A 26,168-nucleotide genomic window follows, 5' to 3' on the forward strand; every position below is an offset into this window, starting at 1 on the left:
GATAAGGCTCCTATGACCATTCAGCACCGCTCCGATCTTCGAAACGTCGCGATCGTCGCCCACGTCGATCACGGCAAGACGACCCTCGTGGACGCCATGCTTCGCCAGGGCGGCGCGTTCGGTGAGCGCGACAAAGTCGACGAGCGTGCGATGGACTCCGGTGATCTCGAGCGCGAAAAGGGCATCACGATCCTCGCGAAGAACACCGCGATCCACTACTCGGGGCCGACGGCAGCCGAGATCGGGCACCCCGAGGGCATTACGATCAACGTGATCGACACCCCGGGCCACGCCGATTTCGGCGGCGAGGTCGAGCGCGGTCTTTCTATGGTCGACGGCGTCGTTCTCCTCGTCGACGCCTCCGAGGGACCGCTCCCGCAGACCCGATTCGTTCTGCGCAAGGCCCTTGCCGCGAGCCTTCCCGTGATCATCGTCGTGAACAAGGTTGACCGTCCCGACGCCCGCATCGACGCGGTCGTCAACGAAACAACGGATCTTCTTCTCGGCCTCGCTGAGGACCTCTCGCAAGAGAACACCGAGATCGACTTCGACGCGCTGCTCGACGTCCCCGTGATCTACGCCTCCGGCAAAGCTGGGCGTGCGAGCGCGAACAAGCCCGCCGACGGCGAGCTTCCCGATTCCGAGACGGTCGAACCGCTCTTCAAGACGATTCTCGAATCGATCCCCGCTCCCGAGTATGACGACGACATGCCGCTGCAGGCACACGTCACGAACCTCGATGCTTCGCCGTTCCTCGGCCGCCTCGCGCTCTTGCGCATCGAGAACGGCGAGCTCAAGAAAGGCCAGCAGGTCGCGTGGGCGACCCGCCACGGCGATATCAAGAGCGTGAAGGTCACCGAACTCCTCGAAACGAAGGGGCTCACACGCGAGCAGATGACGCGCACGGCGCGCCCCGGCGACATCGTGGCCGTTGCGGGTATCCCCGACATCATGATCGGCGAAACCCTCACCGACCTCAACGATCCGCGTCCGCTCCCACTCATCACCGTGGACGACCCCGCGATCTCGATGACGATCGGCATCAACACCTCGCCGATCGCCGGCAAGGTCAAGGGTCACAAGCTCACCGCCCGCCAGGTCAAGGACCGCCTCGATGCCGAACTCGTCGGCAATGTGTCCCTCAAGGTTCTGCCCACCGATCGCCCAGACGCATGGGAGGTTCAGGGCCGCGGCGAGCTCGCTCTCGCGATTCTCGTTGAACAGATGCGCCGCGAAGGCTTCGAACTGACCGTGGGCAAGCCGCAGGTGCTGACCCGCGAGATCGACGGCGTGAAGTGCGAGCCGATCGAGCGCATGACGATCGACGTTCCCGAGGAATACCTCGGGACAATCACGCAGCTCATGGCGTCGCGCAAGGGCCGTATGGAAACGATGAACAACCACGGTTCAGGCTGGGTGCGCATGGAATTCCTCGTTCCCGCGCGCGGCCTCATTGGTTTCCGCTCGCGCTTCTTGACCGAGACGCGCGGAACGGGCATCGCCTCGTCGCTCGCCGAGGGCTTCGAGCCCTGGATGGGCCCCATCGAATTCCGCAACACGGGCTCGCTGGTTGCCGACCGTGCGGGCGCCGTGACCCCCTACGCGATGATCAACCTCCAAGAGCGCGGCTCGTTCTTCGTTGAACCCACTTCCGAGGTGTACCAGGGCCAGGTCGTTGGTGAAAACTCCCGCAACGAAGACATGGACGTGAACATCACGAAGGAAAAGAAGCTCACGAACATGCGCTCGGCAACCGCTGACGCGTTCGAGAACCTCATTCCGCCGCGCAAGCTCACACTCGAAGAGTCACTCGAATTCGCCGCCGAGGACGAATGCGTCGAGGTGACCCCCGAGATCGTGCGCATCCGCAAGGTCGTTCTCGACCCGACCGAGCGCGCTCGTGCGCGCGCCCGCGCCCGCAACTCCTGACCCGGGAGTCACGTGATGAATGCGAAGGATCCGAACGGCGGTGGCATCTTCTTTGATGGCACCGCGCCCGCATCGCGCCGCACGGAGATCATCGTGGGCGTAATCGCGGGTGTGTTCGGCGGCCTCGTCGTGATTGGGACGCACCGTATGCGCTCCACCGTGGGCGGCGTGAGCGTGCCGTGGGGAATTGCCTTCGGTTGTGCATTCCAGGCGATTGCGACCCTTGGGTTGATCGCCCTCAGCGGGCGTAAGCTCCCGCTCTTCATGGATGCCCTCGCCTTCACACTCGTCGCCATGTACTTTTCTGGTACGTCGCTCGGCGGTGGGCTCCTCGTCCCAGCGCAGATTGCCGGCGAGGCACAGTGGCAGGGCTGGGCAGCCCAATTCCTCGGCGTGATCGTGCCGCTCGTGGGTGCAGCGGTCGTGTGGGCCCTCCAAATTAGAAACATTGCGCGCGCGACTAAGCGCGAAGAAAGGACCGTGAAGCCATGACCTACGTCATCGCCCTCCCGTGCGTTGATGTCAAAGACCGCGCATGTGTAGACGAATGCCCCGTCGACTGCATCTACGAAGGCGAGCGTTCGCTCTATATCCATCCCGATGAGTGCGTCGATTGCGGTGCGTGCGAACCCGTGTGCCCCGTTGAAGCCATCTACTACGAGGACGACCTCCCCGATCAGTGGAGCGAGTACTACCGCGCGAATGTCGAGTTCTTCGACGAGCTCGGAAGCCCAGGCGGCGCCGCGAAGCTCGGCCCGCAGCCGTTCGACCACGAGGTCATCGAGAAGCTCCCGCCGCAGGAGAACCCACTCGAAGGCTAAAACCTCGGAACAGAAGTCCAAGTGACCTATAGGTGAGCATCAAGTAACAGAGGGCCTAAGTTCGGCTAGCAAAGCCCGGCACAAACGGGGCTTTTTATGACCACTGCGTGAACTCTTGACGACCTTTCACGAGCGTGGGCGGAGGACGGGGCAACGGGGACATCGGCACGCTTAACCTCGAGGCGTCGTCCAAATCGATGCGCCCCTAGTGCGCCAGTGGAAAGGCCACGCCATGTCTCTCAATCGACGTTCACTTCTGTTTGGTGGTGCTGCCCTTAGCTTCGCGGGCCTCGCGACAGCATGCGCGCCAGCCTCGAAAAACTCTTCAGGAGCCTCCGACCAGGGAGGTGAGTCGGCTGCCGATGTGACGGGCGAAGTCGAAGGGACCCTTCGCATCCACGCGGGCGGCGACACCAACGTGCGCGACCTATGGCAGGACGGGCTTGGGCCGGCCTTCACGAAGAAATACCCGAAGGTCACGATCAAGGTTGACCACGATCTGCACTCCGAACGCTCCCAGCAATCGCTCGCGCGCTTGTCCGCTGCCGGCGACGGCGATTCGGGCATGGACTTCATCGATGACGGCTGGGTGACGGACGCGGCAGACGCGAAACTTCTGCTCAACGTGAGCGCCAAAGAGATTCCCGCCCTCGGCGATGTTCCCCAGGAAGCGCTTGCCCAAGGACTTGGACAAGCCTTCCCCTACCGAGCCTCCTCCGTGCTCCTCGCGTACGACACGGAGCAGGTCGCCACCCCTCCGAAGACTCTCAAGGAGCTTCTGACCTGGATCGAACAGAACCCCGGCAAGTTCGCCTACAACTCTCCTTCGACGGGAGGCTCAGGCTCGGCCTTCGTGACGAGCGTGCTCGACTTGTACATCCCGAAGGACGTCCGCGAGCGTATGACGACGAGCTACGACGAGGCCGACGAAAAGCACTGGGACAAGGGCTGGGAAGAGCTCAAGCGCATCGGTAAGTTCACGTACGGCCAGGGCACCTACCCGAACGGCAACGAGCAGAGCATTGAGCTTTTGGTTAACGGCGAGGTCGCGATGATCCCGGTGTGGTCCGATCAGTTCATTTCCGGCCGCGAGTCCGGGAAGATCCCGGAACGGATCAAGGCGACGCAGATCTCGAATCCGTCGTTCGTGGGCGGCGCATCGTTCCTCGGGATCCCGAAGAACTCGAAGAACAAACCTGCCGCGCTCGCGCTCGCAAAATTTGCTCTTTCCCCCGAGGGACAGCAGATCATCTCCACGACAATGGCGGGTTACCCGATCATCCCGCTCGAGGACATGCCCGAGGAGATTCAGAAGAAATTCGACGGCATCGACACGCAGAACCTCGGCCAGGGCTACTTTGGCGATCACGAAGACAACAAAGCCAAGCTCTGGGACCAGAAGGTTCCGACCGCCTAGGGAGCAGGCGTGGCATCGAGACAATCATGGATCGGTGTGCTCCTCGCGAGTCCGCCAATTCTCCTCATCATCGTTTTTATCGGTTTTCCCGTGATCAATGCCTTCGGCTTGAGCCTCGGGTACACGGGCGGGTTGAACACGACGATCGCGATGATCGGGAAGAACACGCACGAGACGCAGTCATGGGCTCCAACTCTCGACGCGTATCGCGAGGTCTTTTCGAACCCGCGATTTCTCTCGGATTTGCGGGTGACGGTGAGCATTTCAATTCTCACTACCGTGATCGTCACGGCCCTTGCGTGGCTCGTGGCTCTCGCGATGAGGCTGCGACCGTCGGGCATCACCCGCATGCTTCCCGCTTTCGCCGTCATCCCGATGTTTATCCCGGGAGTAATCGGGGCGTGGGCCATGATTCGGTTCTGGGCGGCCGACGGCTTCTTTGGCTCAGTGATGAGGAGCCTTGGCGTGGCGAGCCCGCCTCAAATTGCGTTCACGTCGACCCTCGTGCTCATGACCCAGGTGTGGTCCTCGCTTCCGTTTGCGGTGCTCATGGTGTCGTCGGGGGTTCAATCGGTGCCTGACGCCCTGATTGATGCCGCTCGGGATGCTGGTGCGGGAACGATCCGCATTGTGAAGGACGTCGTGGCACCGATGGCGTTCGTGCCCACGGTCATCGCCATGACGTTCACCGCGATTGGGAACGTCGGGTCGTTCACTGTTCCCTGGCTCACGGGCCCCTCCGCGCCGACCATGCTCGGCGTCAGTATGACGAAGCACTTCAACACGTACGGAGAGCCGCAGCAGTCAGTTGTCATGGCCATTGTCGTGTTTGCACTCGCTGCGCTGATTGGGGTTCTGTACGTCTGGGCCAACTACCGACAAGCAAAAGAAGAGATGACCTGATATGCCCAGGAAAATTGCGTCGGGGCTTGCCGCGCTTGCGTTGCTGCTCGTCGTGGCCGGGCCGATCGTGTGGCTCGCCCTTCACGCCTTCGCGACCGAGTGGCGCGTGCCGAACCTCCTTCCAGCCGGACTCACCTTTGAGTGGTGGGGGAAGGTTTTCGGTACTCCGAAGTTCGTCACTTCGATCCTCAATTCGCTCATGTTCGCCGTCCTTTCGACGACGCTCACGGCTCTCATCTGCATGCCCGCTGCCTACGCTTTTGGGCGCATGCAGTTTCCGGGGCGCACGGTGATGCTCCTTGGTCTGTTCGCCACGAATGCTTTCCCGAAGATGGGACTTTTTGTGAGCATTGCGGCTTTGTACTATGCCTTCAATCTCATGGAGACCATTCCGGGTGTCACGATCGCGCACATGCTCGGTCAGGTCGTTTTTCTTACGTGGATTCCTGCCGCCTCGTTTGCGGCGGTACCGCGCCGACTCGAAGATGCCGCGCGCGATAGCGGCGCCGGATGGCTCAGGACTTTCGTGAGCGTCACGCTTCCGCTTGCAGCCCCGGGGTATTTCGTTGCCCTCATCATGGCTTTTCTCGCGTCGTGGGACGAAGCTCAGGCCACCTACCTTGTTGGCGCCCCAAGTTATTCCACGATGCCGACCGAGCTCTACACGCTCGTTCTCAACTCGCCGGAACAGGTCGCGGCCGTTTTTTCCATCATGCTCACCGTTCCCTCCGTTGTGCTGCTTCTTCTCGTGAGGAAGCACATCATGGGTGGGGCTCTCGCAGAAGGTTTCCAAATCCGATGACACAGACCGCACCGAAAGCTGCCCGAACCGCCCGCCGGTTCTCGCCCGAGCCGCTCACGCTCAGCTCAATTAGCATCACCCTCGGTGGGAAGAGCATCATCAAGGATCTTGACCTCGCGATCGGGAAGGGAGAGATGGTCTGCTTGCTCGGCCCTTCGGGGTGTGGGAAAACGACGACTTTGCGGATGATCGGTGGGTTCCTCACGCCGGATGCGGGCCGCATCACCGTGGGCGAGCGGGATGTGACGTCGCTGCCCCCGGAGCGCCGGCCCTCGGCGATGGTGTTCCAGAACTACGCGCTCTGGCCCCACATGAGCGTCGAAAAGAACGTGGCATTCCCGCTCAAAGTTGCGAAGGTTCCGCGCGACGAGCGCGCCGTGCGCGTGCGTGAGGCCCTCGCGCTCGTTGGACTCGAGGAGAAGGCCGGGCGCCGCCCGGCGCGGCTGTCGGGCGGCGAGCAGCAGCGCGTTGCCCTCGCCCGTGCTCTCGTCCAAAATCCCTCTCTCTTGCTTCTCGATGAGCCACTTTCGAACCTCGACGCGAAACTTCGCGTCCAGGTTCGCGAGGAGATTCGTCGTATCCAGCAGGAACTTGGCATGACGAGCGTCTTTGTGACGCACGATCAGGAGGAGGCGCTCGCCGTCGCTGATCGCATCGCCGTCATGAACGGTGGCCGGATCGAACAGCTAACTGATCCAACGAGCCTGTATCGCCGACCGGCGACGCGGTTTGTCGCGGGTTTCATCGGGACGATGTCCTTCGTGGAAGGGCGAGTGGAGCGTCGTGCCGACGGTTCCGGTCGCATCTACGTCGAAGGCCTCGAGCCGCTGCCGATTGACCTCGTGACCGGAGCGGCCGAACATGCCGAATGCGGTATTCGCCCCGAGAACGTCGTGATCGGCGATCCTCGCGCCGCCCAGCTCAAGGGCACCATTGAACGCATCACCCCCAAGGGCCATCTCAGCGACCTCGTCGTGCGCGTCGGCGCCATTCGTGTGCGCTCCCTCGCGAAGGCCGACGACTTGCGCGTTGGCGACGAGGTGGGGGTGCGCATCACCGAAGCGCTGGTGTATCGCGATGGTGTTCTCGTCGACGCGACTACCTCGCCTGCCGGACCTACCGGGGAACAGTCAGCAGCATGAACGGAGGAATGATGAGCCCTGTGCAGCTCGTTGCCCATCGTGGCGACCCTGTCGCCCACGCTGAAAACACTCTCCAGGCGATCGCACACGCGGTAGCCGAGGGGCTCGAGGTTGTCGAGGTCGATCTGAGGCTCAGCGCCGAAGGGGAGCCCATTCTTCTGCACGACTCCACGCTCGAACGCTTGTGGGAGTGCTCGGCCAGCCCCGCTGAGCTCTCGGTGAGCGCGCTTGCCGCCCTTGAGCCGGCTCAGCATGGCACGTGCACGAAGGACCACGGCTTTGAGCGGGGAGTACCCACGCTCGAGCGTGCTCTCGACGCCGTGGGCGATGCCGTGCTTCTTCTCGATTTTCCGGGTGAAGCTGACGGTGCGGAGCAGGAGATTGCGCGCGTGAGCGCCTCGAGGATCCGGGCGATCGCCTCGGGAGAGGGACACCACTCGGATGAACGCCGCGCGGCAGCGGCACGGGCGGAGTTCACGGGGGGAGTCATCGCCATGCGTGCCGTGCGCGAGATTCTTCCCGCGGCACGTCTGCGCATGACCTATCCGCTCGATGGCGTTCCGGATCCCGCCCTCGTCCAGGAGCTCGAGCCCTACTCGTGGAACCCCCACTTTGAGATGTGCTCGCCCGAAACCGTGAGCGCTGTGCGTGCCCTCGGGCTGCGTACCACCTGCTGGACCGTTGACGATGCCGAGACCGCGAGGGCGCTCGCGGTCATGGGCGTTGAGGCCGTGACGTCCAATCGTGCGGGCGATCTCCTGCGCGTCCTGAACCAGAACGCGGAGGTGTGGGAAGCATGAGCGCCGACCACGTGGGGCGAAAGCGCGATGTGTTGACGCGCGCGCACGAGCTTGCCCAGTCACTTGCCACATGGGCGATGATCCGCTCGACGTCCTCGAACGTTTCGATGTTTGCGACAAAAAAGAACGCCGCTGATTTCGTGACGGATATTGACCTGGGGATCGAGCTTTGGGTGCGCCGGACCATTGCGGAAGAGTTTCCGACGCACGCTTTCGTCGGGGAAGAGTTCGAGGACAGCGCCGGGGTTGAGTACACGTGGTACTGCGATCCCATCGACGGCACCACGAACTACGCCCACGGCATCTCCTGGTTTTCATTTTCCCTCGCCATGTGTGATGAGGATGGCCCCGTTGTTGGTGTCGTCGCAGACCCACGCACGAAAGAGATCTTTTCGGCGATTCGTGGGCGCGGCGCCATGCACCGCGGTGGCCCGATCACGATCGAACATCGGTCTGCTCTGCCTGGTTCCGTCGTTCTCACTGAGCTTCTAGGGGCGACATTCTTCGAAGGCCAGGCGGAATTTATCCGCTCTCTGGGCGAGATCGATGTGACGAGCCGGATCATGGGTTCGGGGACCCTGTCGCTCGTGGGGCCTGCGGTCGGTAGAGGGCACGGTGCGCTCGTGGGGCGATTCGGAGCTGTGGATCACCTCGCGTCTATGCTCATCGCACACGAGGCCGGTTTGAGAGTGCTCGATTGGGACGGCCACGACACCCTGTTTCCTTCTGATCCGTCCACCGGCATCATGGTCGCGCACCCCGCGATCGCGACTGAGCTGCACGGTATGTGGCGCCGCGCCGTCGAGAGCGAAGGCGATCGAGCTCGGTAAGAGGAGGCACTGGTCGTAGGATGAGCACCATGACTTCGCGAACCTCTCTCGTTTCGACCTTGCCTTCCTTCCCGTGGGACTCACTCGCCTCGGCGCGTGCGAAAGCTGAGCAGCACCCGGACGGGATCGTCGATCTCTCGGTGGGCACTCCCGTCGATGAAACGCCCCGCGCTGCACAGGAGGCACTCGCGGCCGCCTCGGATGCGCACGGGTATCCGACGGTTGCCGGAACGGGGGAGTTGCGTGAGGCCATCGTCGATTTTTGTCGCGCGCACCGCGGCGCTCCCCGAGCCCTCGAGGCGAATGGCGTGCTGCCCACGATCGGCTCGAAGGAACTCGTGGCCCACCTCCCCTTCCAACTTGGCATCGGCGCTGGGGAGGCGGTCGCCTTTCCTCATATCGCCTATCCCACCTACGACCTCGGTGCACGGCTCGCGGGGGCTCGGCCCGTCCCGCTCGATGTGCGTGCGCTTGCGCGTGAGGGGGAGGGGGCGCTCGGTTCCGACGTCTGCCTCGACTCGGTGCGCCTGCTGTGGCTCAATACGCCTTCGAACCCGACGGGGGCGGTCCTGAGCGTTGAGGAGATGCGTGCGCTCGTGGCATGGGCGCGTGAGCGCGACATCATCGTTGCTTCCGACGAATGCTATGCGCCGCTGACGTGGGATGTTGAGGAGGCGCCCTCGATTCTCGATGAGCGCGTGAATGACGGCGACCTCACGGGGGTGCTGTGCGCATACTCGCTTTCGAAGCAGTCAAACCTCGCGGGCTACCGCGCCGCCTTCGTGGCAGGTGATCCGGCCCTCGTAGGGGAACTACTCGCGGTTCGCAAGCATTCGGGACTCATGATGCCTGGCCCCATTCAAAAGGCTATGACTGCGGCACTCGGCGATGAGGCGTCGGCCTCCCGCCAGCGCGAAACCTACCGTGCCCGCCGCGAGATTCTCGCCCCCGCTCTAGAAGCGTTCGGCGGGAGCATTGAGCACTCCGAAGCCGGGTTGTATTTGTGGACCACGTTCGGGGAGTCGAGTAACGCGAGTATCGAGCGTCTTGCAGAATTGGGAATCCTCGCCGCCCCCGGTACCTTTTACGGCGAGGCAGGTACACGCCACGTACGCGTGTCCCTCACCGCATCCGACGAGCGTATCGACAGCGCTGCCGCGCGACTGCGAGCCGCCCGCTAGCAAGCCGCGAGAGACACGAAAGGAACGCGATGACCGCACACTTCAGCGTCAATGACCGAAGCCTGGATCTGCCGCTCGTCGAGCCGACCGAGGGGAACCACGGGGTGTCAATCGCGCGCATGCGCAAGGAAACGGGGGCAGTGACGTTCGACCCGGGGTTCATGAACACGGCTCCCACGACCTCCGCGATCACGTTCATCGACGGCGAGGCGGGAATCCTCCGTCACCGCGGCTACCCGATCGAACAGCTTGCTGAGCACTCGAGCTACCTCGAGGTGGCCTTCCTCTTGATCTATGGCGAGCTGCCCACGAAAGGGCAGCTCGACCAATTCGTGCATTCGATTGAGCAGCGCACACTTCTCGACGAGAACCTCAAACGCGTGTTTATCGCCCTGCCGCGCGATGCGGCGCCCATGGCGGTGCTCCAGGCGGGTGTGAGCGCACTGTCGACCTTCTACCAGGACTCCCTCGACCCGAGCGATCCAGAACAGGTGCACATCTCGACTCTGCGTTTGCTCGCGAAGATGCCCACGATGGCGGCGTACGCTCATCGTGTCGCGAACGGGCAGCCGCTCATGTACCCCGATAACTCGCTGAGCCTTGTGCAGAACTTCCTGCGGCTCATGTTCGCTTTTCCCGTCGAGGATTTCGTGGCGGACCCGGTTGTGGTGCGTGCACTCGAGCAGCTGTTTATTCTCCATGCCGATCACGAGCAGAACTGCTCGGCGACCGCGGTGCGCCTCGTCGGCTCGGCGGGAGCGGACCTCTTCTCCTCGATCTCGGCGGGCGTTGCGGCCCTGTCTGGGCCGGCGCACGGCGGCGCCAACACGCGCGTCATGCACATGCTCGACGACCTTCGAAAATCCGGTCAGGATCCGCGAGTGTTCATGGAGAAGGTCAAGAGCAAGGACGATTCGACTCGCCTCATGGGCTTCGGGCACCGGGTGTATAAGAACTACGATCCGCGTGCGAAGTTCGTGAAGGGCATTGCCGACACGGTGCTCGAGCGCCTGGGCATCCATGATGAGCGCCTCGAGCTCGCGATGAAGCTCGAGGAGATCGCGCTTCGCGACGAGTACTTCATCGAACGCCATCTCTACCCGAACATCGACTTTTACACGGGCATCATCTACAAGGCGATGGGTTTTCCCACGCACATGTTCACGGTGCTGTTCGCGATCGGGCGTCTACCCGGGTGGATCGCCCAGTGGCAAGAGGCGATCAACGATCCCGACACGAAGATTATGCGGCCGCGGCAGATCTACACGGGCGAAGCCGAGCGCGCATACGTGCCGATCGAGGAGCGTACGGGCACGTCGGAGCTCCTGCTCCACGATCTCCGCGAGGAACTGAAAGCGCGAGAGAACAAGGCCGAATAAGCGAGGCTGTGGCCGCGGCTCACGACCCCTTCGCAAAGTAGATCACGATCGCGTCCTCCTCGCCGCCTGCGCCGCCCGTTGCGTCGCTGTCCCACTGCGACGACGTCTGGGAGACGTGCCGTGAGCGGTCCCAGCGCTGACCGCGGTAGTCGACCCCCACGATATTGTCCTTCGCGGCATGAGCAACGGCCCAGTTCGCGAGCGCCCAGCCGCGCTTTTCGTCGGCCGTCTTGATGACGACGGTCGTCGCTCCCGCGCCTTCCGGTGCGTTCGATCCTGCGGCGCCGAGCGAGCTTTCCACCTCGCCTGACTCGCTCATCCGGGTGAACTCGCGCGCGAGAGACTCGCGAAGTTTCTCTGGATGCGCTGGACCGCCTGCGGCGGCGAGATCGCACTCGAGCTCGGGGCCACTGTTGCCGGTGAGCGCAGAGGAGAAGAGGCGCCCCTCGACCTCGTGATCGGCGTAAGCATCGGGGAATGCTGAACGCTGCACCTTTTGCGCCGCGATGGTGATCTCCATGTTCTCGTACCCCTTGACCTTGGCGAGTTTCTCGTAAAAGGCCGTCGAGGCAAACACAGGATCCATGATCTGCTCTTTCGTGCCCCACCCCTGAGAGGGGCGTTGCTGGAAGAGCCCAACCGAATCGCGATCCCCGTAGTCGATGTTCTTGAGCTTCGACTCCTGGTAGGCGGTCGCGAGGGCGATCGACGCGGCGCGCGGTGGAAGCCCCATGTCGATCGAGACCGCACTGATCGTGGCGGCATTGAGGGTTTGCTCGGTCGAGTACGAATGCGATGTCGAGAGCCCACTCGCGGTGCAGCGGCCCGTGCGCTGACCGCCGTCAAAGAGAGTGAGCGCAGCGAAGCTCCCGCCCACGACCGCGAGAAAAACCGCAAGGAGCGTGAGCGGGATGACCACGCGAGACAGCGCGGGGCGTTTGGCCATGATTAGTTCGCGTGAAGGTCGGAGTTCAGCTCAACGCGCTTGTTCGAGCGCGAGACGGCCTCGACGGCGCCCGATTGCGAGTTACGGCGGAACAGAAGACTCGGCACCCCGGAGAGGTCGCGAGCCTTGACGACGGAACGACTCTCGCCGTCGATGAGGGTTACTTTCGTGCCCGCGGTGACATACAGCCCGGCCTCGACGATGCAGTCGTCGCCAAGGGCGATGCCGACGCCGGCCTCCGCTCCCACGAGCGAGCGCTCTCCAACGCTCACGCGCTCCGTCCCGCCGCCCGAAAGGGTACCCATGGTCGAGGCCCCACCACCGATGTCGGAACCATCGCCCACGACGACGCCCTGCGAGATGCGACCCTCGATCATTGAGGTGCCAAGGGTGCCCGCATTGAAGTTCACGAAGCCTTCGTGCATCACGGTTGTGCCGCTTGCAAGATGGGCCCCGAGGCGCAAACGATCAGCGTCGCCAATGCGAACGCCCTCGGGCACAACGTAATCGACCATGCGGGGGAACTTATCGATCGAGTAGACCGTGGGGCGCCGGCCTTCGCTTATGAGGCGAAGGCGGGTGTCCTCGAAGCCTTCCACGGCGCACGGTCCCTCCGAGGTCCACACGACGTTCGCGAGAGTGCCGAAAAGCCCCTCGAGGTTCTGCTCATTGGGCTTCACGAGCCGGTGGGAAAGGAGATGGAGGCGCAAGTACGCATCCGAGGCATCATGCGGCGGTTCCTCAAGGGAGATCACGCGCGTGACAACCTCCTGGCGTGTACCGCGTGCGGCATCATCGCGCGCGGCTTTTTTAAGTGCTTCGGAAAGGGGACTCTGGGCGAGGTTCTCGGGAGCATTGCCGAGTTCGGGGGCCGGGTACCACGTGTCGAGGGTCGTGCCGTTGCTCGCGATGGTCGCGAGGCCGATTCCCCATGCGCTCTTGTTCTCAGTCATGGCTCACAGGCTATAGCGCGCCTCTTCGGATTTCGTTAGAGCACGCCGAAAACCTCTAGGCTTGTGCGCATGACGAACTCAACACCCCTACCCCTCGAGGCGGGCCTCACCGAACTCGCGCGCGCGATCGTCGATACGGAGTCAGTCTCGGGAAATGAAACTGCGCTCGCGGACAAGGTGGAGACGACCCTTCGCGCCGCCGGTCATCTCGAGGTCATTCGTGATGGCGATACGGTGATCGCGCGCACGCATCTCGACCGCGCGGAACGGGTGATTCTCGCCGGACACCTCGATACCGTTCCAGTCGCGGGCAATCTTCCGTCGTGCGTGCAGGTCGTGGACGGGCAGGAGCGGCTGATTGGCCGCGGTGCGTGCGATATGAAGGGCGGTGTTGCGGTGTTCCTCGCGCTTGCGTGCGCCCTCGAGACGCCGCGCCACGACCTCACGTGGATCTTCTACGACCACGAGGAAGTGGAGGCGAGCCTCAACTCGCTCACGCGCCTTGCGCGCGAGAGGCCGGAGCTTCTCGAGGCAGATTTTGCGATTCTGGGTGAGCCTTCGAACGGGGGAGTGGAGGCCGGGTGCAAGGGCACGATACGCGTGCGTCTCACGGCTCGCGGCGTTGCGGCACACTCCGGGCGCGCCTGGATCGGGAAGAACGCGATTCACGGTCTCGCCGGGGCACTCACGCGCCTTGCGGAGTATGAGCCGAAGGACGTGGAGATCGACGGGCTCGTCTACCGCGAATGCCTCAACGCGGTGGCGATCGACGGGGGAATCGCCACGAACGTGATTCCCGACCGCGCCGAGATCCTTGTGAACTACCGTTTCGCGCCGAACGTGACCGAAGACGAAGCGCTCGCGCACGTGAAACACGTTTTCGCGGGCCTTGACCTCGAGTTTGAGGTCACGGACTCCTCGGGTGGCGCACTCCCAGGCCTCACGCGGCCTGCGGCACGGGATTTTCTTGCCGCTCTCGGTGACGGCGTGAGCGTGGAAGCGAAGCAGGGCTGGACCGATGTGGCGCGTTTCAGCGCGCTCGGCACCCCGGCCGTGAATTTCGGTCCGGGAGATCCGCTTCTCGCGCACACGGATGGAGAATATCTTCCGACGGCTGCTCTCACCCAGTGTTATGAGTCTCTTGAGCGGTTCCTCCGCTAACGTGGAAATCATGAAAAAGCTTCATCACGGCTCTTTGAGCGACTACCGAAAAGGCCCCGTGTTTCTCCGCGGTAAGCAGCGTCCCACCGAAACCACCGATCAGCGTCTCCTCCAAAACGCGGAGAAAGGCGATTGGGTTCACACGGATCCATGGCGAGTGATGCGCATCCAGTCGGAGTTCGTGGAGGGCTTCGGCGCCCTTGCGGAACTTGGACCGGCTGTCGCCCTCTTCGGCAGTGCGCGCACCAAACCTGAGCATCCGCACTACGAGCTTGCACGCGAGGTGGCAAGGCGCATCGGTGAGATGGGCCTCGCGGTCATTACGGGCGGCGGCCCGGGCATCATGGAAGCTGGCAACCACGGTGCGGTCGATGCGGGCACGACGAGCGTGGGGCTCGGCATCGAGCTTCCCTTCGAGCAGGGAATGAACGAGTACGTGGAGCTCGGCGTGAACTTCCGGTATTTCTTCACGCGCAAAACGTGTTTCGTCAAGTATTCACAAGCATTCGTGGCGTTCCCCGGTGGTTTTGGCACCTTCGATGAACTTTTCGAGGCGCTTTGCCTCATCCAGACCCACAAGATCAAGAAATTCCCCCTCATCCTCGTAGGCCGTGAGTACTGGAGCGGGCTCGTGGCCTGGCTTGAGCAAACTGTCCAGGCGGGCTATGGATATATCTCTCCTGGCGATACCGATCTCATCAATATCGTCGATACCGCAGACGAGGTCGTTGACGTTCTCAAGCGCGAGATGGAGTAGCTGCTCATCGCGCGTGTTTCGCCCTCTCCCAGGATTGTGCGAATGATAGTGGGAGAATAGAAGCGATAGATCCATTGCCAGAGAAAGGGCGAACGATCATGGCAGCGATGAAGCCTCGTACGGGCGACGGCCCCCTCGAAGTGGCTGAAGAGAGCCGGAGCCTCATCATGCGAGTTCCGCTTGAGGGCGGCGGTCGTCTCGTCGTAGAGATTTCGGCGGATGAAGCGCGCGAGCTGCGCGACGCGCTCAATAAGGTTGTTCCCGCCTAACTTCCTTTTCTGAATTGCCTAGAGGCTGTGGGGGTTATGCCCTCACAGCCTCGCCTTGACTGCCGTCAGCACCCCGTCACCTGCCGGTGACATCGACACCACGAGATCTTCGCGCTCGTTGAGACCGGCTACGACCTCACGTATCCGGATGGTCTGCGGGTCGTTCGCGGTGGGGTTACCAAGCCGATCGTGATGCATCACATTCATCACGACGAGCGCTCCGCCGGAACGCAAAATGTTGAGTGCCCCCTCGACGAGCGCATCGAGCTTCGGTTCGCTCGCATTCACCACGATCATGTCGTAAGCGCCGCGTGTAAGCCGTGTGAAAACCTCTAGAGGCTGTGCATTGATGGTGCGCACGCGCGCCTCAGGAATCTTCGCTTCCGTGCAAGCCTCGCGCACAAGCCTCACGTTTTCCGGCTCGGAGTCGATCGCGGTGAGGGTAGCGTCGGAACCCATCGCGCTCGCGAGATAGAGGCTGAGCGCTCCCGCCCCCGCTCCCACTTGCACGATTGCGCGGGCCCCGAGCAGGGCCACGACGCTGCGGGCGTGCGCAGCCGACCCCGCAAGAACTGGTGGGAGCCCAATTGCGCTCCCTCGCTCGCGCGCTCTTTCGCACACACCGGGCACGGCGAAGAGCCGCTCCTCGTCGAGGAATTCCTCGCTGAGCGTCCAACTCGCCAACTTGCCCGTTGCCATTCCCGCTCCCTCTTTCCTCGTGAATTTCGTGGCACTCAAGCTTAGGCCACGACGCGCGAGTTTCCCACCCGTGCGTGCAATAATGGCGGAGCACCATTTTTACGAGCGGAACGAGACAAGGCAGGCACAGCGATGGGTCAAGAGTTCTTCCTCACCTTCGGAGGATGGGAACTCCTCATCATCGCCCTGCTCTTCGTGATCCTCGTGGGCCCGCAGCGCCTCCCGGAGTACACCCGGAAGGTGATTCACTGGGTTCGTGACCTGCGTAAATGGGCGGATGAATCGCGAGCGTCGATCGAAGACGAGATGGGCATCGCCGTCGATGACCTCAAGAAATACGATCCTCGCCAATACGATCCGCGCAAGATCATTCGTGAGGCGTGGGATTCGACCGGCCTTGAAGACGACGTCAACGATTTTCGCGATGCTGTAAAAAGCTCCACGAGCGCCACGTCGGCTGCGGTTGCGGGCGTCGGTGCAGCGGCCAAGGGCGGCTCGGGCAGCAAGGCGAGCGGGAGCAGCACGGATACGAAGATTCCCGACGGCACCCCGTTCGACCCCGAAGCCACATAAGCCGGTGGCGCGCTGTGCCTTCGCAGGTGCGCGCTAGGCGAGAGAAAGCGGGAGCTTGCGGCCCGCGAGACCGCGCGGCTTCGCGAGGTGCTCGGCGATGCGCATGAAGGCCTGAGAAGCCTCGCTCGAGGAATCGGAAGCGGTAAGAGGCTCACCGGCGTCGGACCCCTCGCGTACGCGGGGCGAAAGTGGAACCTGACCGAGAAGCGGAACTTCCGAGCCCTGATCTTCGCTCAGTTGGGACGCAACGCGCTCGCCGCCGCCTGTCCCGAAGATCTCAAGGCGCTCGCCGCCGTCGACGCTCAGCCAGCTCATGTTCTCGACGACCCCGATGATTCTCTGCTCGGTCGAGCGTGCGAGCGAGCCGATTCGTGAGGCAACGCCGCTCGCCGCCGAATCCGGAGTTGTCACGACAAGAAGTTCTGCCGTGGGCAACACCTGCGCAACGGAGATTGCGACATCGCCCGTGCCTGGTGGGAGATCGAGGAGAAGAAAATCGAGATCGCCCCAGAACACGTCCGTTGCGAACTGTTCGATCGCGCGGTGCATCTTCGGGCCGCGCCACACTACTGCTTGGTGCTCGGGCACGAAAACGCCGATAGACATGACCTTGACCCCGTGCGCGAGCGGCGGCATGAGCAGGTCGTTCACGCGCGTTGGTTGGGTGCTCACGCCGAACATTCCAGGCATCGAAAATCCGTGAATATCGGCATCGAGCACGCCCACGCTGTACCCGAGTCGAGTGAGGGCGAGGGCGAGGTTCGCGGTCACGGTGGACTTTCCGACGCCTCCCTTGCCCGAGCTGACCGCTATGACCCGCGTGAGAGAGCCCGGCTTATTGAAGGGCACCTCGCGGCGCTGAGCTCGCAACTCGTCGACGAGCGCGCGGCGCTGCTCCTCGCTCATCGTGCCTGATGTGACGCGCACCTCCGTGAGCCCAGCGACACGAGAAGCGGCCTCGGCGGCATCTTTTTCAATGCGCGAGCGCATGGGGCACCCCTCGACGGTCATGACGAGGTGGATCAAGGCAACGCCTTCCGCCGTGACCTCAACCGACTCAACCATGCCCACATCGGTGATGGGACGGCCAAGATCAGGGTCGATCACGCGCGTGAGCGCAGAGCGGACCTGGGAGGAGAGGTCAGGACTCACCGTGGCTCACTTCGCTTCTTCTGCGCGCATCTGCTCGAGCTCTTCGCGGAGCACGGTGCGGATGTCTTCGCGAAGGAGCGAACGCAAGTGCGCATGGTCGCGCGAGGGCTCGAGGGGATCGGCGCCGTCATCGGTCTCGGCGGCCGGCACCAAATCGTCGTCGCCTGCCTGGATCTCCTCGAGCAGATCGCGAAGCTCGCCGCGCACATAATCGCGAGTCGCGACATCCGCCATGGCAATGCGGAGGCTCGCAATTTCACGCGTGATGAACTCCGTGGTGGCGTGCGCCTTTTCATTTGACTGGCGATCCTGCTCAGCCTGCACGCGGTCGCGATCGGCTTGGCGGTTATCCGAAAGGAGCAGGAGGGGAGCGGCGTACGAAGCCTGGAGCGAGAGGATCAGCGTGAGAAGCGTGAAGTTGAGCGCTCGAGGATCGAACTGGATCGATTCGGGAAGGAAGGTGTTCCATCCGAGCCACACGCCACAAAAGATCGTCATCCCCACGAGGAACGCGGGCGTACCCATGAAGCGCGCGATCGCCTCGGCCATGCGACCGAAACCGTCGTTGTTGTCGTCTTTCGGGCGTCGCCTCGAGAACATGCGCCACAGGCCACGTTTCTTCCGTGCCGGGTCGTCGAGCTGGGGGCGCTTCTTTTTGCTGCGTGCCATAGTGCTCACCCCTCCTGATCCGAAATGGCCTTCGCGATTCCCGTGAGATCAATCTGCCCCGTCGTTGTCGTCGCGACAGGTTCATCGCTCTCGCGCCAGTCCTCGGGGAGAACGTGGTCGAGAACATCATCGACGGTGACGGATCCTAAAAGCCGGGAGTCCTTATCCACCACGGGAAGTGACACAAGATTGTACGTCGCCATCTCGCGCGTGACGTCATGGAGATGGCTCGTGGGGGCCATCGTCACCTGGTCCTGGTCGATAATCTCTCCCACGGGCCTTTCAGGTCGCTCGCGGAGGAGGTGCTGGAAGTGCACGCCGCCAAGGAGCTTCCCCGTGGGCGTTTCGAGCGGCTGGCGGCACACGTACACCATCGACGCGAGTGCGGGGGAGATCTCCTCGCGCGAAATGAGGGCGAGACAGTGCGCGACCGGGGTCTCGGGAGCTACGATGAGCGGCTCGGTCGTCATAAGACCACCGGCGGTGTATTCGTCGTACGCGAGGAGACGGCGAACGTCTTCCGCTTCCTCGGGTTCCATGCGCGTGAGCAAGTCCTGGCCGAGCGGCTCGGGGAGTTCCTGGAGGAGGTCCGCGGCGTCATCCGGGTCCATCGCATCAAGAATGTCCGCGGCGCGCTCCGACTCAAGGCCCTGCATGAGCTCGACGCGCGTATCTTCAGGCAGCTCCTCGAGAACCCAGCCGAGACGCTCGTTCGAGAGGTCGCGCACAATGTCGGCGCGACGCTTCGGCTCCATCTCTTGGATGAGGTCTGCGAGGTCAGCGGGCTTGAGATCCGAATAGGAGGCGAGCAGGATTTGAGCGGACTGCTCGGCTTGTGTACCGAACAAACCGCTCACATCGTCGACGCCCACCGTGAGGGTTTCATTCCGGCCCACGAGCTTCGAGAACGCGTTCTTCGCCTTTGCACGGCGCACGTGAAGCTTCGAAATCTCCCATTCCTTGGAGATTTGATCCTGCTCGAGTGCCACGTCCTCGACGAAAGCGTTGCCCGTGCCATCGACGAGACTCACTTCGCGGTCGAGAAGATCACCGATCGCGAGAATCTCACTCTTGCGCATCTCGAATCGACGCATGTTGAGGGAGCCGTCGGAAATCACCTGGCCGGTCGAGATCGAGGTGACCTTTGTGATGGGCAAAAAGATGCGTTTCTTGCCCGGAACCTCGACCACGAGACCAACCGCGCGCGCGGTATGGGTCTCCTGCGGGATGAGGACGACGTCTCGGACTTTGCCGATGCGGTCGCCGAGCGGGTCGAAGAGACCCGTGCCCGCAAGGCGCGCGGCGAAAAAACGCTCGTGGGTGCTCACTTGAGCAGCTCCGCCATCCAGGCCTCGATCGCGTCAATTTCGCGGGGGAGTTCGCGCGAAAGGTTCTCAACGCCGTCCTTTGTGACGAGAACGTCGTCTTCGATCCGCACGCCGATGCCGCGCAGCTCTTCGGGAACGAGCAGGTCGTTTTCCTTGAAGTACAGGCCCGGCTCGATCGTGAAAATCATGCCCTCTTCGAGAGTGGCGTCAAGATACATTTCTCGGCGTGCCTGCGCGCAGTCGTGGACATCCATGCCGAGGTGGTGGCTCGTGCCGTGCACCATCCAGCGGCGGTGGTACTGGCCCTCAGGCTTGAGGGACTCCTCGGCGCTCACGGGCAGAAGGCCCCACTTATCGAGACGATCCGCAATGACCTCCATCGCGGTCGCGTGCAGGTCGCGGAACTTCATGCCGGGCTTCGCGACGGCAAACACGGCGTCAGCGGCGTCGAGAACGGCCTGGTACACCTTCTTCTGCGCCTCGGTAAATGTGCCCGTCACGGGAAGGGTGCGCGTGACATCGGCAGTGTAGAGCGAATCCACCTCGCAGCCAGCGTCGATGAGGATCAGGTCGCCCTCCCTCACCGCGCCGTTATTACGCACCCAGTGCAGCGTGCACGCGTTCGGGCCCGAGGCGGCAATCGTGTCGTAGCCAACCCCGTTGCCGTCGGCGCGTGCCGTGCGGTTAAAGACGGTCTCCACAACGCGTTCGCCGCGCTCGTGGGCGATTGCTTCGGGGAAGTTCCTCACGACCTCGTGGAAGCCCTTGATCGTCGTCGCGACCGCGGTACGCATCTGCTCAACCTCCCACGCATCCTTCACGACGCGAGATTCGGAAGCGCTCTGCTCAAGGAAGTTATTGACGGCGTGGGCTTTTTCCCCGCCTTCGAGACCGTTTTGCTCGCGCAACTCTGCCACAAGCGAGTCGATGCGTTCATCGACGCCCTCGATCACAGCGAGATCGAGATTGTCGCCGAGGTCCTTCGCGAGTGCGTCGCGGAGGTCATCGATGTGGCGGCACGGCACTCCGATCTGCTCCTCGACTTCTTCGAGCGTGGGGCGGCGCCCGACCCACATCTCGCCGTAGCGAGAATCGGCGAAGAACTCGTGCGTTTCGGGGCCGGAGCGCGGCTTGAAAAAGTAGGTCGCGCGGCTCTTGCCGGGGTTGTCGGTATCGGGCTCCACCACGAATACCGAATCGGGCTCCTCATCGGTGCGAAGGCCCGAGTAGTAGGCGAATGCCGTGTGGGGGCGGAACTGGTAGTCGCAATCGTTGCTGCGGACCTTGAGACCGCCAGCGGGCAGCACCATGCGGGTTGCGGGCATCGTCTCCACGAGGGAGTCCCGCCTCGCGGGTGTGTAATCGGCGACGGCGCGACGGCCCGACGGTGGCAGGGTCTCATCCCATCCTTGGGTGAGGAAGTCGAGGAAGGCCTGGCTCGTGGGGCGCTGGCTGCGGGTATCGCCCCTCGACTTCAGATCGTCGGTGGTGTCGGTGACGCTGGACTTTGAATTCTTGATCTCACTCACCCTTCGATATTCTCACGGGGGAGCCTCAAGAGCCACCCTGGCCACCAACTACGAGGTGTGAGAGGAAGAACGATGCACGCAATTGACCTTCATACCCACTCAGCAGTGTCCGATGGGACGGAAACGCCGACTGCCCTCGTTGAGCAGGCACGGGCCGCGGGCCTTGAGGTCATTGCCCTCACCGACCACGACACGGATCGCGGTATCGATGAAGCACGCGAAGCCGCGGCGAGTGCGGGACTCGGGTTCCTTCCCGGAATGGAGGTCTCCGCGAAGCATCGCGGGCGCAGCATTCACCTCCTCGCGCTCGGCAATACCCCTGCCCCCGGCTCTCATTTTGCGCTGGCACTCGAGGAGGTGCGCGACTCGCGTGAAAAGCGCGCCCAGCGCATTGTCGAGCGGCTCAGTGAGGATTTCCCCATTTCATGGGAGGCGGTGCTCGAGATTGCGAGTGGGCGTGGTGTGAGCGTCGCAAGCGTCGGGCGCCCCCACATTGCCGACGCCCTCACCCGCGCCGGCGTCGTCGCGGACCGCTCAGAGGCCTTCCAACGCATGCTCGCACCCCACTCGCCCTACTACGTGCCCTACCGGGCCCTCGATGCCGCTGAGGCGATTGCGGGGATCCACGATTGCGGTGCGCTTGCGGTGGGGGCACACCTCATGACCGGCACGCGGGGCAAGGGACTCAGTTCCGACGCTTGCCTAGAACTCGTTGAATCCGGTCTTGACGGTCTCGAGGTTTACCACCGCGAGCACGGTGAGGCTGCGCGCGAGGCGCTCTTGACGATCGCGCGCGAGAAGGACCTCATCGTCACGGGCGGGAGCGATTATCACGGAAGCGGAAAACCCAATCGCCTTGGCGAGAACACCACGAGCGAAGAGAGCCTTGAGCGGCTTCTCGAGTCGACCTCTGCAAGGTTGTGATGGGTAATGGTGAGCTCTCGTCGCGCAAGGCACACGGATGACCTCCGTGAAATGGTCCGGGTGATCATCGGCAAACCGTCGGTATCTATTCCCATGACCGTTGGAACCTTTGCGCTCATTGCCCTCGCTCTTACGGCAACGTCGAGCGTGTGGATTGGGTGGGGGCCAAGCGTCTTTGTGGCGACCCAAAACATTGCGTGTCTCATTGCGAGCGTGGCGGGGGCACTCGTGTTTGCCTGGCGAAGCCTTGCCGAACGCGCCGACGAAGAAGCGAGAGAAAAGCAAAATTGGCTTCAGCGCGGGGCTGGGCGCGTATCCCGGCGAATCTCCCCCGCGTTCGTGATCGCCTCCATACTGTGGGGTGCACTTTTTACCTTTGTTCCGGCACTCGTGGTGTTTGCCTTGAGCCTCGCGTGGTGGGGCGTTGGTGATATGAGTGCCATCAATGTGCTCCTGTGGGTGCTGTGGAGCATCGGCACGTGGGCTTTTGTGTCGAGCCTGACGCTTGGCGGAGCCGTGCTCACACTGCGCATCAACAGTGCTTTCGCGATCTTGGCCGCGGGCGTGCTCGCGTATCTCCTTGCCTGGTGGACGCTCCTGTTTGGCGCCTCGGCCGCGCTTCCGGCGCTCGGCGGCTACGTGGATACGCCCTGGTTCTTCTATGAGCCGACGCTCACGAGCGCTGCGCTGCGAGCGCTTTTGTGGCTCGGCGTGGGCATCATCGTGCCGGCGATCGGCGAGCGGTCGCTCACGTGGGCGAGCGGGGGCGTGCTCGTGGCGGCACTCGCGCTAGCTGGGGGGATCTCGAACGACGGTCGCGTGCAGCCCGTCAAGTCGGCTTTTGAGGCGAGTTGCGCGGGGGAGAACCCCAAAGTGTGTACGCCGCGCCCATTCGAGACCTCGCTTTCGAGGCTTCAGGCTCAGCTTGCGCCCGGGGTCGATCTCTTGCCGAGTGACATGATCCCGAGTGTTGTGGGCACGCACCGGTTCGTCGAATCCGACGTCTCCACGGCGACGCTCCTCGTTGATCCAAGCGACCGCGAGGCTCTGCCCTCGAACAGGCCGAACCTCGTGCAAACCGCGGGGGCGCTCGGCATGAGCCAATTCATTTCCCCGTGCGGCGGTTTTGCCACGGCGAGCGAAACCAACCTCGCGGCTTACCTCGCGTTCTTGAGTCTTGCGACCGGCGGCGAGATCGATCTTGACAAGAACGGTTCGGCACCGGCGTCGGTTGTGCCCCACACCGAGGCGGTAAGTGCGGCCCTCCCCGAAGCTCGTGAGAAGGCCGCGCTTAACCCGAGTGAGTTCACAGCATGGCTCGCGAGTCACCGTACCGAGATCGCGAACTGCGGTTAGTCGCGTAGGGGCAGTGTGCGCTAGTCGTTTTTGCGCTCAACGACTTTGCCGTTGACACGGCGGGTGCGAGAGCGGCGGCGACGCTTGCGAGGCGCCTTTTCGCCCTCGGTCTTCGCGGCGCGCTCGGTGGAGTTCCGCTCTGCGCGACCGCTTCCGCGGCCACCGCGACGGTTCCCACCGCGGTGACGGTGCTCGCTGCGTCGATTACGTGAATCGGGCCCGCCGAGATCCTCGATCTTTTCTGCCTCGAGCCCCGCGCGCGTGCGCTTGTCCTTCGGGAGCGTGCCCTTCGCGCCCTCGGGGATGTTGAGGTCGCTGAAAAGGTGCGGCGAGGTCGAGTAGGTCTCGCGCGCCTCGGTTGACTCGAGGCCGAGCTGGCGGGCGATGAGCGCCCAGCGTGCGAGGTCTTCCCAGTCGACGAACGTGACCGCCGTACCGCGTTTGCCAGCGCGGCCCGTGCGGCCTGTGCGGTGAAGGAACGTCTTGTCGTCTTCCGGCGCCGTGTAGTTGATGACGTGGGTGACGTCGTCGACGTCGATACCTCGCGCCGCGACGTCGGTCGCGATGAGCACGTCAATCTTGCCCGTGCGGAACGCGCGCAGTGCTTGCTCGCGCGCGCCTTGGCCGAGGTCGCCGTGCAGGGGAGCGGCGGCGAATCCGCGCGACTCGAGGTCGTGGGCCGTGCGATCGGCCTCGCGCTTCGTGCGCGTGAAGACGATGGTGAGCCCGCGGCCCTCTGCTTGGAGAATGCGCGCGAGGACCTCGATCTTGTCGAGTTGATGGGCGCGGTAGACGACCTGCGTGATGTCGGCCTTCGTGCGGGCCGTATCGCCTGGATCATGGGCACGAATATGGGTGGGGTGCGACATGAAACGACGCGCGAGCGCCATGATTTGCGCGGGCATCGTGGCCGAGAAGAGCATGGTCTGGCGTTTTGCGGGTGCGGCCTTGAGAATTTTTTCGACGTCCTCGAGGAAGCCGAGGTCGAGCATCTCATCGGCCTCGTCGAGAACCGCGACCTTCACGTGTGAAAGGTCGAGGTACTTCTGGCGCATGAGGTCAATCAGGCGCCCCGGGGTGCCCACGACGATGTCGACGCCCTTATTGAGGGCTTCGATCTGCGGCTCGTACGAGCGGCCGCCGTAGACCGTGAGCACGCGAGCGCCGCCGCGCTTACCCGCGGCCTGAATGTCGGTGCTCACCTGAACCGCGAGTTCGCGTGTGGGCACAACGATGAGTGCCTGCGGCTTACCGAATGCCGAGTCGCTCTCGGGGATATCGCGGTCCACCGTTTCGAGCGCGGGGATGCCGAAGCCGAGAGTCTTACCCGTGCCGGTCTTGGCCTGGCCGATGATGTCCCGCCCCTTCAAAGCGATCGGGAGGGTCATGGCCTGGATCGGGAAGGGGGCGGTAATGCCTTTTTCCGCGAGCGAGGAGACGATGTCCTCGCGCACGCCGAAGTCGGCGAAAGTCTGGTTGTCAGTCACGTTCCGGTACTACTTTCCGTTAGCCCAGGAAACCGACGCGGCGCGGCTCTTCGGTCGAGTATTCGACGTAGTTGATGCGCGCCCCGGGCACGAGAACCGTGCGACCCTTGGTGTCTTTGACCGTGAGGAGCGAGCTCTCGGCGATGGCCTTTTCCACGAGTGCGGAGAGATCCTCTGCGCTCATGTCGGTTTCGAGCGACAGTTCCCGCGACGAATGCGTGACGCCAATGCGAATTTCCATGGGGTGTCCTTTTCTCATGTGCGCACTGGGGCGCACGGTTTGCGAGCCGCACTCACCGCACGAACCTCGGTGAAATCGTGGCGAGGATCGGGGGCGCGGCAAAAGGTCAGCGGCGCTCGGCGGGCTGGCCGCGCAGCGCACACTGATCCCAGTGTATCGACCGTGGGCGAAAAAGAGTGCAGCGTTCGCTGAGAGCGGTTACTCGGGATTCTTGGTGAGCTCGTCGTTGCGCGGCTCGAATGCGCGGATGCCGCCCGTGAGCAGCTTCGCGAGTGACGACAGCATCAGTTCGCGGCGCTCATCCGAGGCGCCGTCCGCTTCGCGCGCGATCGCTTGCACCGACGTCACGAATGTGCGCCCCACCACGACTGCCTGCTCGGGGGAGAGCTCGCGAGCACGGGCAAGGAGCGAACCGACTGATTCGGCGGCGCGCGAGGTCGCGCGCGTGACCTCCTCCTGTACGCGTTCGGTCACGTATTCGCTCCCGAAAAAGAGCTTGAGCATGCTTGAGCGCGTGTCGAACACACCGAAGAACACCTCGATGCCCTCGCGCACGCGCTCTTTCGTCGAAGCCCCCTCGAAAGCGAAGTCGTCGATACGAGCGCGAAGAACTTCACCGATGTGCTCGATCACGGCGATGTAGAGATCCTCTTTAGAATCGAAGTGCTGGTAAAGCACGGGCTTTGTGACACCAGCGGCCTCGGCGATGTCGTCCATCGACGTGGGATGGTACCCGCGCTCACCGAAACACGACGTGGCGACGTCGAGAAGCTGGGCGCGGCGTTCTGCGCGAGGAAGGCGGCGGCGCATGGTGTCTCCTGGTGGTTCGGGTAGGCGTTGGTGATCAACGCGATGGAGTCTTATCTGGGTAGTTTAGTTGTCTCACCCCCATGATGGGATGAAATACCTCCACCTAGGCT

The 26,168-nt window shown here is 63.2% G+C and carries 27 protein-coding genes; 17 read left to right on the top strand and 10 right to left on the bottom strand.

The genetic code is table 11. The annotated features are described in order from the left end of the window. The first annotated feature begins 12 nt into the window (after nucleotides 1–12). From typA to DAD186_RS03430, 11 genes are all read left to right on the top strand, one after another. Nucleotides 13–1,929: a translational GTPase TypA gene (gene typA, locus DAD186_RS03380; RefSeq protein WP_065247496.1), complete on the top strand. Its 1,917-nt coding sequence runs from the start codon at nucleotides 13–15 to the stop codon at nucleotides 1,927–1,929. A 15-nt stretch (nucleotides 1,930–1,944) separates the two neighbouring features. Beyond that, on the top strand, nucleotides 1,945–2,421 hold the full coding sequence (locus DAD186_RS03385; RefSeq protein ID WP_065247497.1) for a hypothetical protein: 477 nt from the start codon (nucleotides 1,945–1,947) through the stop codon (nucleotides 2,419–2,421). Further along, a complete protein-coding gene (gene fdxA, locus DAD186_RS03390) occupies nucleotides 2,418–2,750 on the top strand; it encodes a ferredoxin (RefSeq protein WP_065247498.1) in 333 nt (110 codons plus the stop codon). The genes DAD186_RS03385 and fdxA overlap by 4 nt, the downstream gene beginning before the upstream one ends. 232 nt (nucleotides 2,751–2,982) lie before the next feature. Next, nucleotides 2,983–4,167 (top strand): extracellular solute-binding protein, encoded by a 1,185-nt coding sequence (locus tag DAD186_RS03395; protein WP_065247499.1) that lies wholly within the window; start codon nucleotides 2,983–2,985, stop codon nucleotides 4,165–4,167. Nucleotides 4,168–4,176: 9 nt separating this feature from the next. Continuing rightward, a complete protein-coding gene (locus tag DAD186_RS03400; protein ID WP_065247500.1) occupies nucleotides 4,177–5,070 on the top strand; it encodes an ABC transporter permease in 894 nt (297 codons plus the stop codon). 1 nt (nucleotide 5,071) lies between these two features. Beyond that, complete coding sequence (locus tag DAD186_RS03405) at nucleotides 5,072–5,872, top strand: ABC transporter permease (protein ID WP_065247501.1); 801 nt, start codon at nucleotides 5,072–5,074, stop codon at nucleotides 5,870–5,872. Next, the gene (locus DAD186_RS03410; protein ID WP_065247502.1) at nucleotides 5,869–7,014 is read left to right on the top strand and encodes an ABC transporter ATP-binding protein; all 1,146 of its coding nucleotides are present in this window, start codon (nucleotides 5,869–5,871) and stop codon (nucleotides 7,012–7,014) included. The genes DAD186_RS03405 and DAD186_RS03410 overlap by 4 nt, the downstream gene beginning before the upstream one ends. Further along, nucleotides 7,011–7,814: a glycerophosphodiester phosphodiesterase gene (locus DAD186_RS03415; protein WP_082991056.1), complete on the top strand. Its 804-nt coding sequence runs from the start codon at nucleotides 7,011–7,013 to the stop codon at nucleotides 7,812–7,814. Before DAD186_RS03410 ends, DAD186_RS03415 begins: the two co-directional genes overlap by 4 nt. After that, nucleotides 7,811–8,644: an inositol monophosphatase family protein gene (locus tag DAD186_RS03420; RefSeq protein ID WP_065247504.1), complete on the top strand. Its 834-nt coding sequence runs from the start codon at nucleotides 7,811–7,813 to the stop codon at nucleotides 8,642–8,644. The genes DAD186_RS03415 and DAD186_RS03420 overlap by 4 nt, the downstream gene beginning before the upstream one ends. 29 nt (nucleotides 8,645–8,673) lie before the next feature. Further along, nucleotides 8,674–9,825: a succinyldiaminopimelate transaminase gene (gene dapC / locus DAD186_RS03425; protein WP_082991057.1), complete on the top strand. Its 1,152-nt coding sequence runs from the start codon at nucleotides 8,674–8,676 to the stop codon at nucleotides 9,823–9,825. Nucleotides 9,826–9,854: 29 nt separating this feature from the next. Further along, nucleotides 9,855–11,204, top strand: coding sequence for a citrate synthase (locus tag DAD186_RS03430; protein WP_065247506.1), 1,350 nt, complete (start codon nucleotides 9,855–9,857; stop codon nucleotides 11,202–11,204). Nucleotides 11,205–11,223: 19 nt separating this feature from the next. Here DAD186_RS03430 and DAD186_RS03435 read toward each other — a convergent pair whose 3' ends face one another. Both DAD186_RS03435 and dapD read right to left on the bottom strand, forming a co-directional pair. Then, complete coding sequence (locus DAD186_RS03435; protein WP_065247507.1) at nucleotides 11,224–12,150, bottom strand: hypothetical protein; 927 nt, start codon at nucleotides 12,148–12,150, stop codon at nucleotides 11,224–11,226. Between the two features lie 2 nt (nucleotides 12,151–12,152). Continuing rightward, nucleotides 12,153–13,103, bottom strand: coding sequence for a 2,3,4,5-tetrahydropyridine-2,6-dicarboxylate N-succinyltransferase (gene dapD, locus DAD186_RS03440; RefSeq protein WP_065247508.1), 951 nt, complete (start codon nucleotides 13,101–13,103; stop codon nucleotides 12,153–12,155). A gap of 69 nt (nucleotides 13,104–13,172) precedes the next feature. Between dapD and dapE the strand changes: the two genes are divergently transcribed. The 3 genes from dapE to DAD186_RS03455 all read left to right on the top strand — a co-directional run bounded on the left by dapE (nucleotide 13,173) and on the right by DAD186_RS03455 (nucleotide 15,290). After that, on the top strand, nucleotides 13,173–14,264 hold the full coding sequence (gene dapE, locus DAD186_RS03445) for a succinyl-diaminopimelate desuccinylase (RefSeq protein WP_065247509.1): 1,092 nt from the start codon (nucleotides 13,173–13,175) through the stop codon (nucleotides 14,262–14,264). A gap of 10 nt (nucleotides 14,265–14,274) precedes the next feature. Further along, nucleotides 14,275–15,021, top strand: a complete 747-nt coding sequence (locus DAD186_RS03450) for an LOG family protein (protein ID WP_065248696.1) — start codon at nucleotides 14,275–14,277, stop codon at nucleotides 15,019–15,021. Nucleotides 15,022–15,119: 98 nt separating this feature from the next. Next, nucleotides 15,120–15,290 (top strand): DUF3117 domain-containing protein, encoded by a 171-nt coding sequence (locus DAD186_RS03455; protein ID WP_065247510.1) that lies wholly within the window; start codon nucleotides 15,120–15,122, stop codon nucleotides 15,288–15,290. Nucleotides 15,291–15,332: 42 nt separating this feature from the next. Here DAD186_RS03455 and DAD186_RS03460 read toward each other — a convergent pair whose 3' ends face one another. Continuing rightward, nucleotides 15,333–15,989 carry an O-methyltransferase gene (locus tag DAD186_RS03460; RefSeq protein ID WP_065247511.1) on the bottom strand — a complete coding sequence of 219 codons (657 nt, stop codon included), beginning with the start codon at nucleotides 15,987–15,989 and terminating at the stop codon, nucleotides 15,333–15,335. Nucleotides 15,990–16,121: 132 nt separating this feature from the next. On the opposite strand from DAD186_RS03460, the gene DAD186_RS03465 reads away from it, so the two are divergent. After that, nucleotides 16,122–16,562 carry a twin-arginine translocase TatA/TatE family subunit gene (locus tag DAD186_RS03465; protein WP_065247512.1) on the top strand — a complete coding sequence of 147 codons (441 nt, stop codon included), beginning with the start codon at nucleotides 16,122–16,124 and terminating at the stop codon, nucleotides 16,560–16,562. 33 nt (nucleotides 16,563–16,595) lie between these two features. Here the strand turns inward: DAD186_RS03465 and DAD186_RS03470 are convergent, their stop codons facing one another. Genes DAD186_RS03470 through DAD186_RS03485 form a run of 4 tightly spaced genes read right to left on the bottom strand, consistent with a single transcriptional unit; the run spans nucleotide 16,596 to nucleotide 21,240 of the window. Further along, the gene (locus DAD186_RS03470; RefSeq protein WP_065247513.1) at nucleotides 16,596–17,714 is read right to left on the bottom strand and encodes an Mrp/NBP35 family ATP-binding protein; all 1,119 of its coding nucleotides are present in this window, start codon (nucleotides 17,712–17,714) and stop codon (nucleotides 16,596–16,598) included. 6 nt (nucleotides 17,715–17,720) lie between these two features. Next, entirely contained in the window at nucleotides 17,721–18,383 is a 663-nt protein-coding gene (locus tag DAD186_RS03475) for a DUF1003 domain-containing protein (RefSeq protein ID WP_065247514.1), read from the bottom strand. Between the two features lie 5 nt (nucleotides 18,384–18,388). Beyond that, nucleotides 18,389–19,711, bottom strand: a complete 1,323-nt coding sequence (locus DAD186_RS03480; RefSeq protein WP_065247515.1) for a magnesium transporter MgtE N-terminal domain-containing protein — start codon at nucleotides 19,709–19,711, stop codon at nucleotides 18,389–18,391. Then, a complete protein-coding gene (locus DAD186_RS03485; protein ID WP_065247516.1) occupies nucleotides 19,708–21,240 on the bottom strand; it encodes an aminopeptidase P family protein in 1,533 nt (510 codons plus the stop codon). Before DAD186_RS03485 ends, DAD186_RS03480 begins: the two co-directional genes overlap by 4 nt. A 72-nt stretch (nucleotides 21,241–21,312) precedes the next feature. Between DAD186_RS03485 and DAD186_RS03490 the strand changes: the two genes are divergently transcribed. Next, a complete protein-coding gene (locus DAD186_RS03490) occupies nucleotides 21,313–22,164 on the top strand; it encodes a PHP domain-containing protein (RefSeq protein WP_065247517.1) in 852 nt (283 codons plus the stop codon). A 6-nt stretch (nucleotides 22,165–22,170) separates the two neighbouring features. Continuing rightward, nucleotides 22,171–23,520 (top strand): hypothetical protein, encoded by a 1,350-nt coding sequence (locus DAD186_RS03495; protein WP_065247518.1) that lies wholly within the window; start codon nucleotides 22,171–22,173, stop codon nucleotides 23,518–23,520. A gap of 20 nt (nucleotides 23,521–23,540) precedes the next feature. Here the strand turns inward: DAD186_RS03495 and DAD186_RS03500 are convergent, their stop codons facing one another. The 3 genes from DAD186_RS03500 to DAD186_RS03510 form a co-directional block, all read right to left on the bottom strand. Further along, nucleotides 23,541–25,007 carry a DEAD/DEAH box helicase gene (locus DAD186_RS03500; RefSeq protein WP_065247519.1) on the bottom strand — a complete coding sequence of 489 codons (1,467 nt, stop codon included), beginning with the start codon at nucleotides 25,005–25,007 and terminating at the stop codon, nucleotides 23,541–23,543. Nucleotides 25,008–25,026: 19 nt separating this feature from the next. After that, entirely contained in the window at nucleotides 25,027–25,248 is a 222-nt protein-coding gene (locus DAD186_RS03505) for a DUF3107 domain-containing protein (RefSeq protein WP_065247520.1), read from the bottom strand. Between the two features lie 198 nt (nucleotides 25,249–25,446). Further along, entirely contained in the window at nucleotides 25,447–26,058 is a 612-nt protein-coding gene (locus DAD186_RS03510; protein ID WP_065247521.1) for a TetR/AcrR family transcriptional regulator, read from the bottom strand. Between the last annotated feature and the right edge of the window lie 110 nt (nucleotides 26,059–26,168).

The sequence above is a fragment of the Dermabacter vaginalis genome (assembly GCF_001678905.1).
In the GTDB taxonomy this organism is placed as follows: domain Bacteria; phylum Actinomycetota; class Actinomycetes; order Actinomycetales; family Dermabacteraceae; genus Dermabacter; species Dermabacter vaginalis.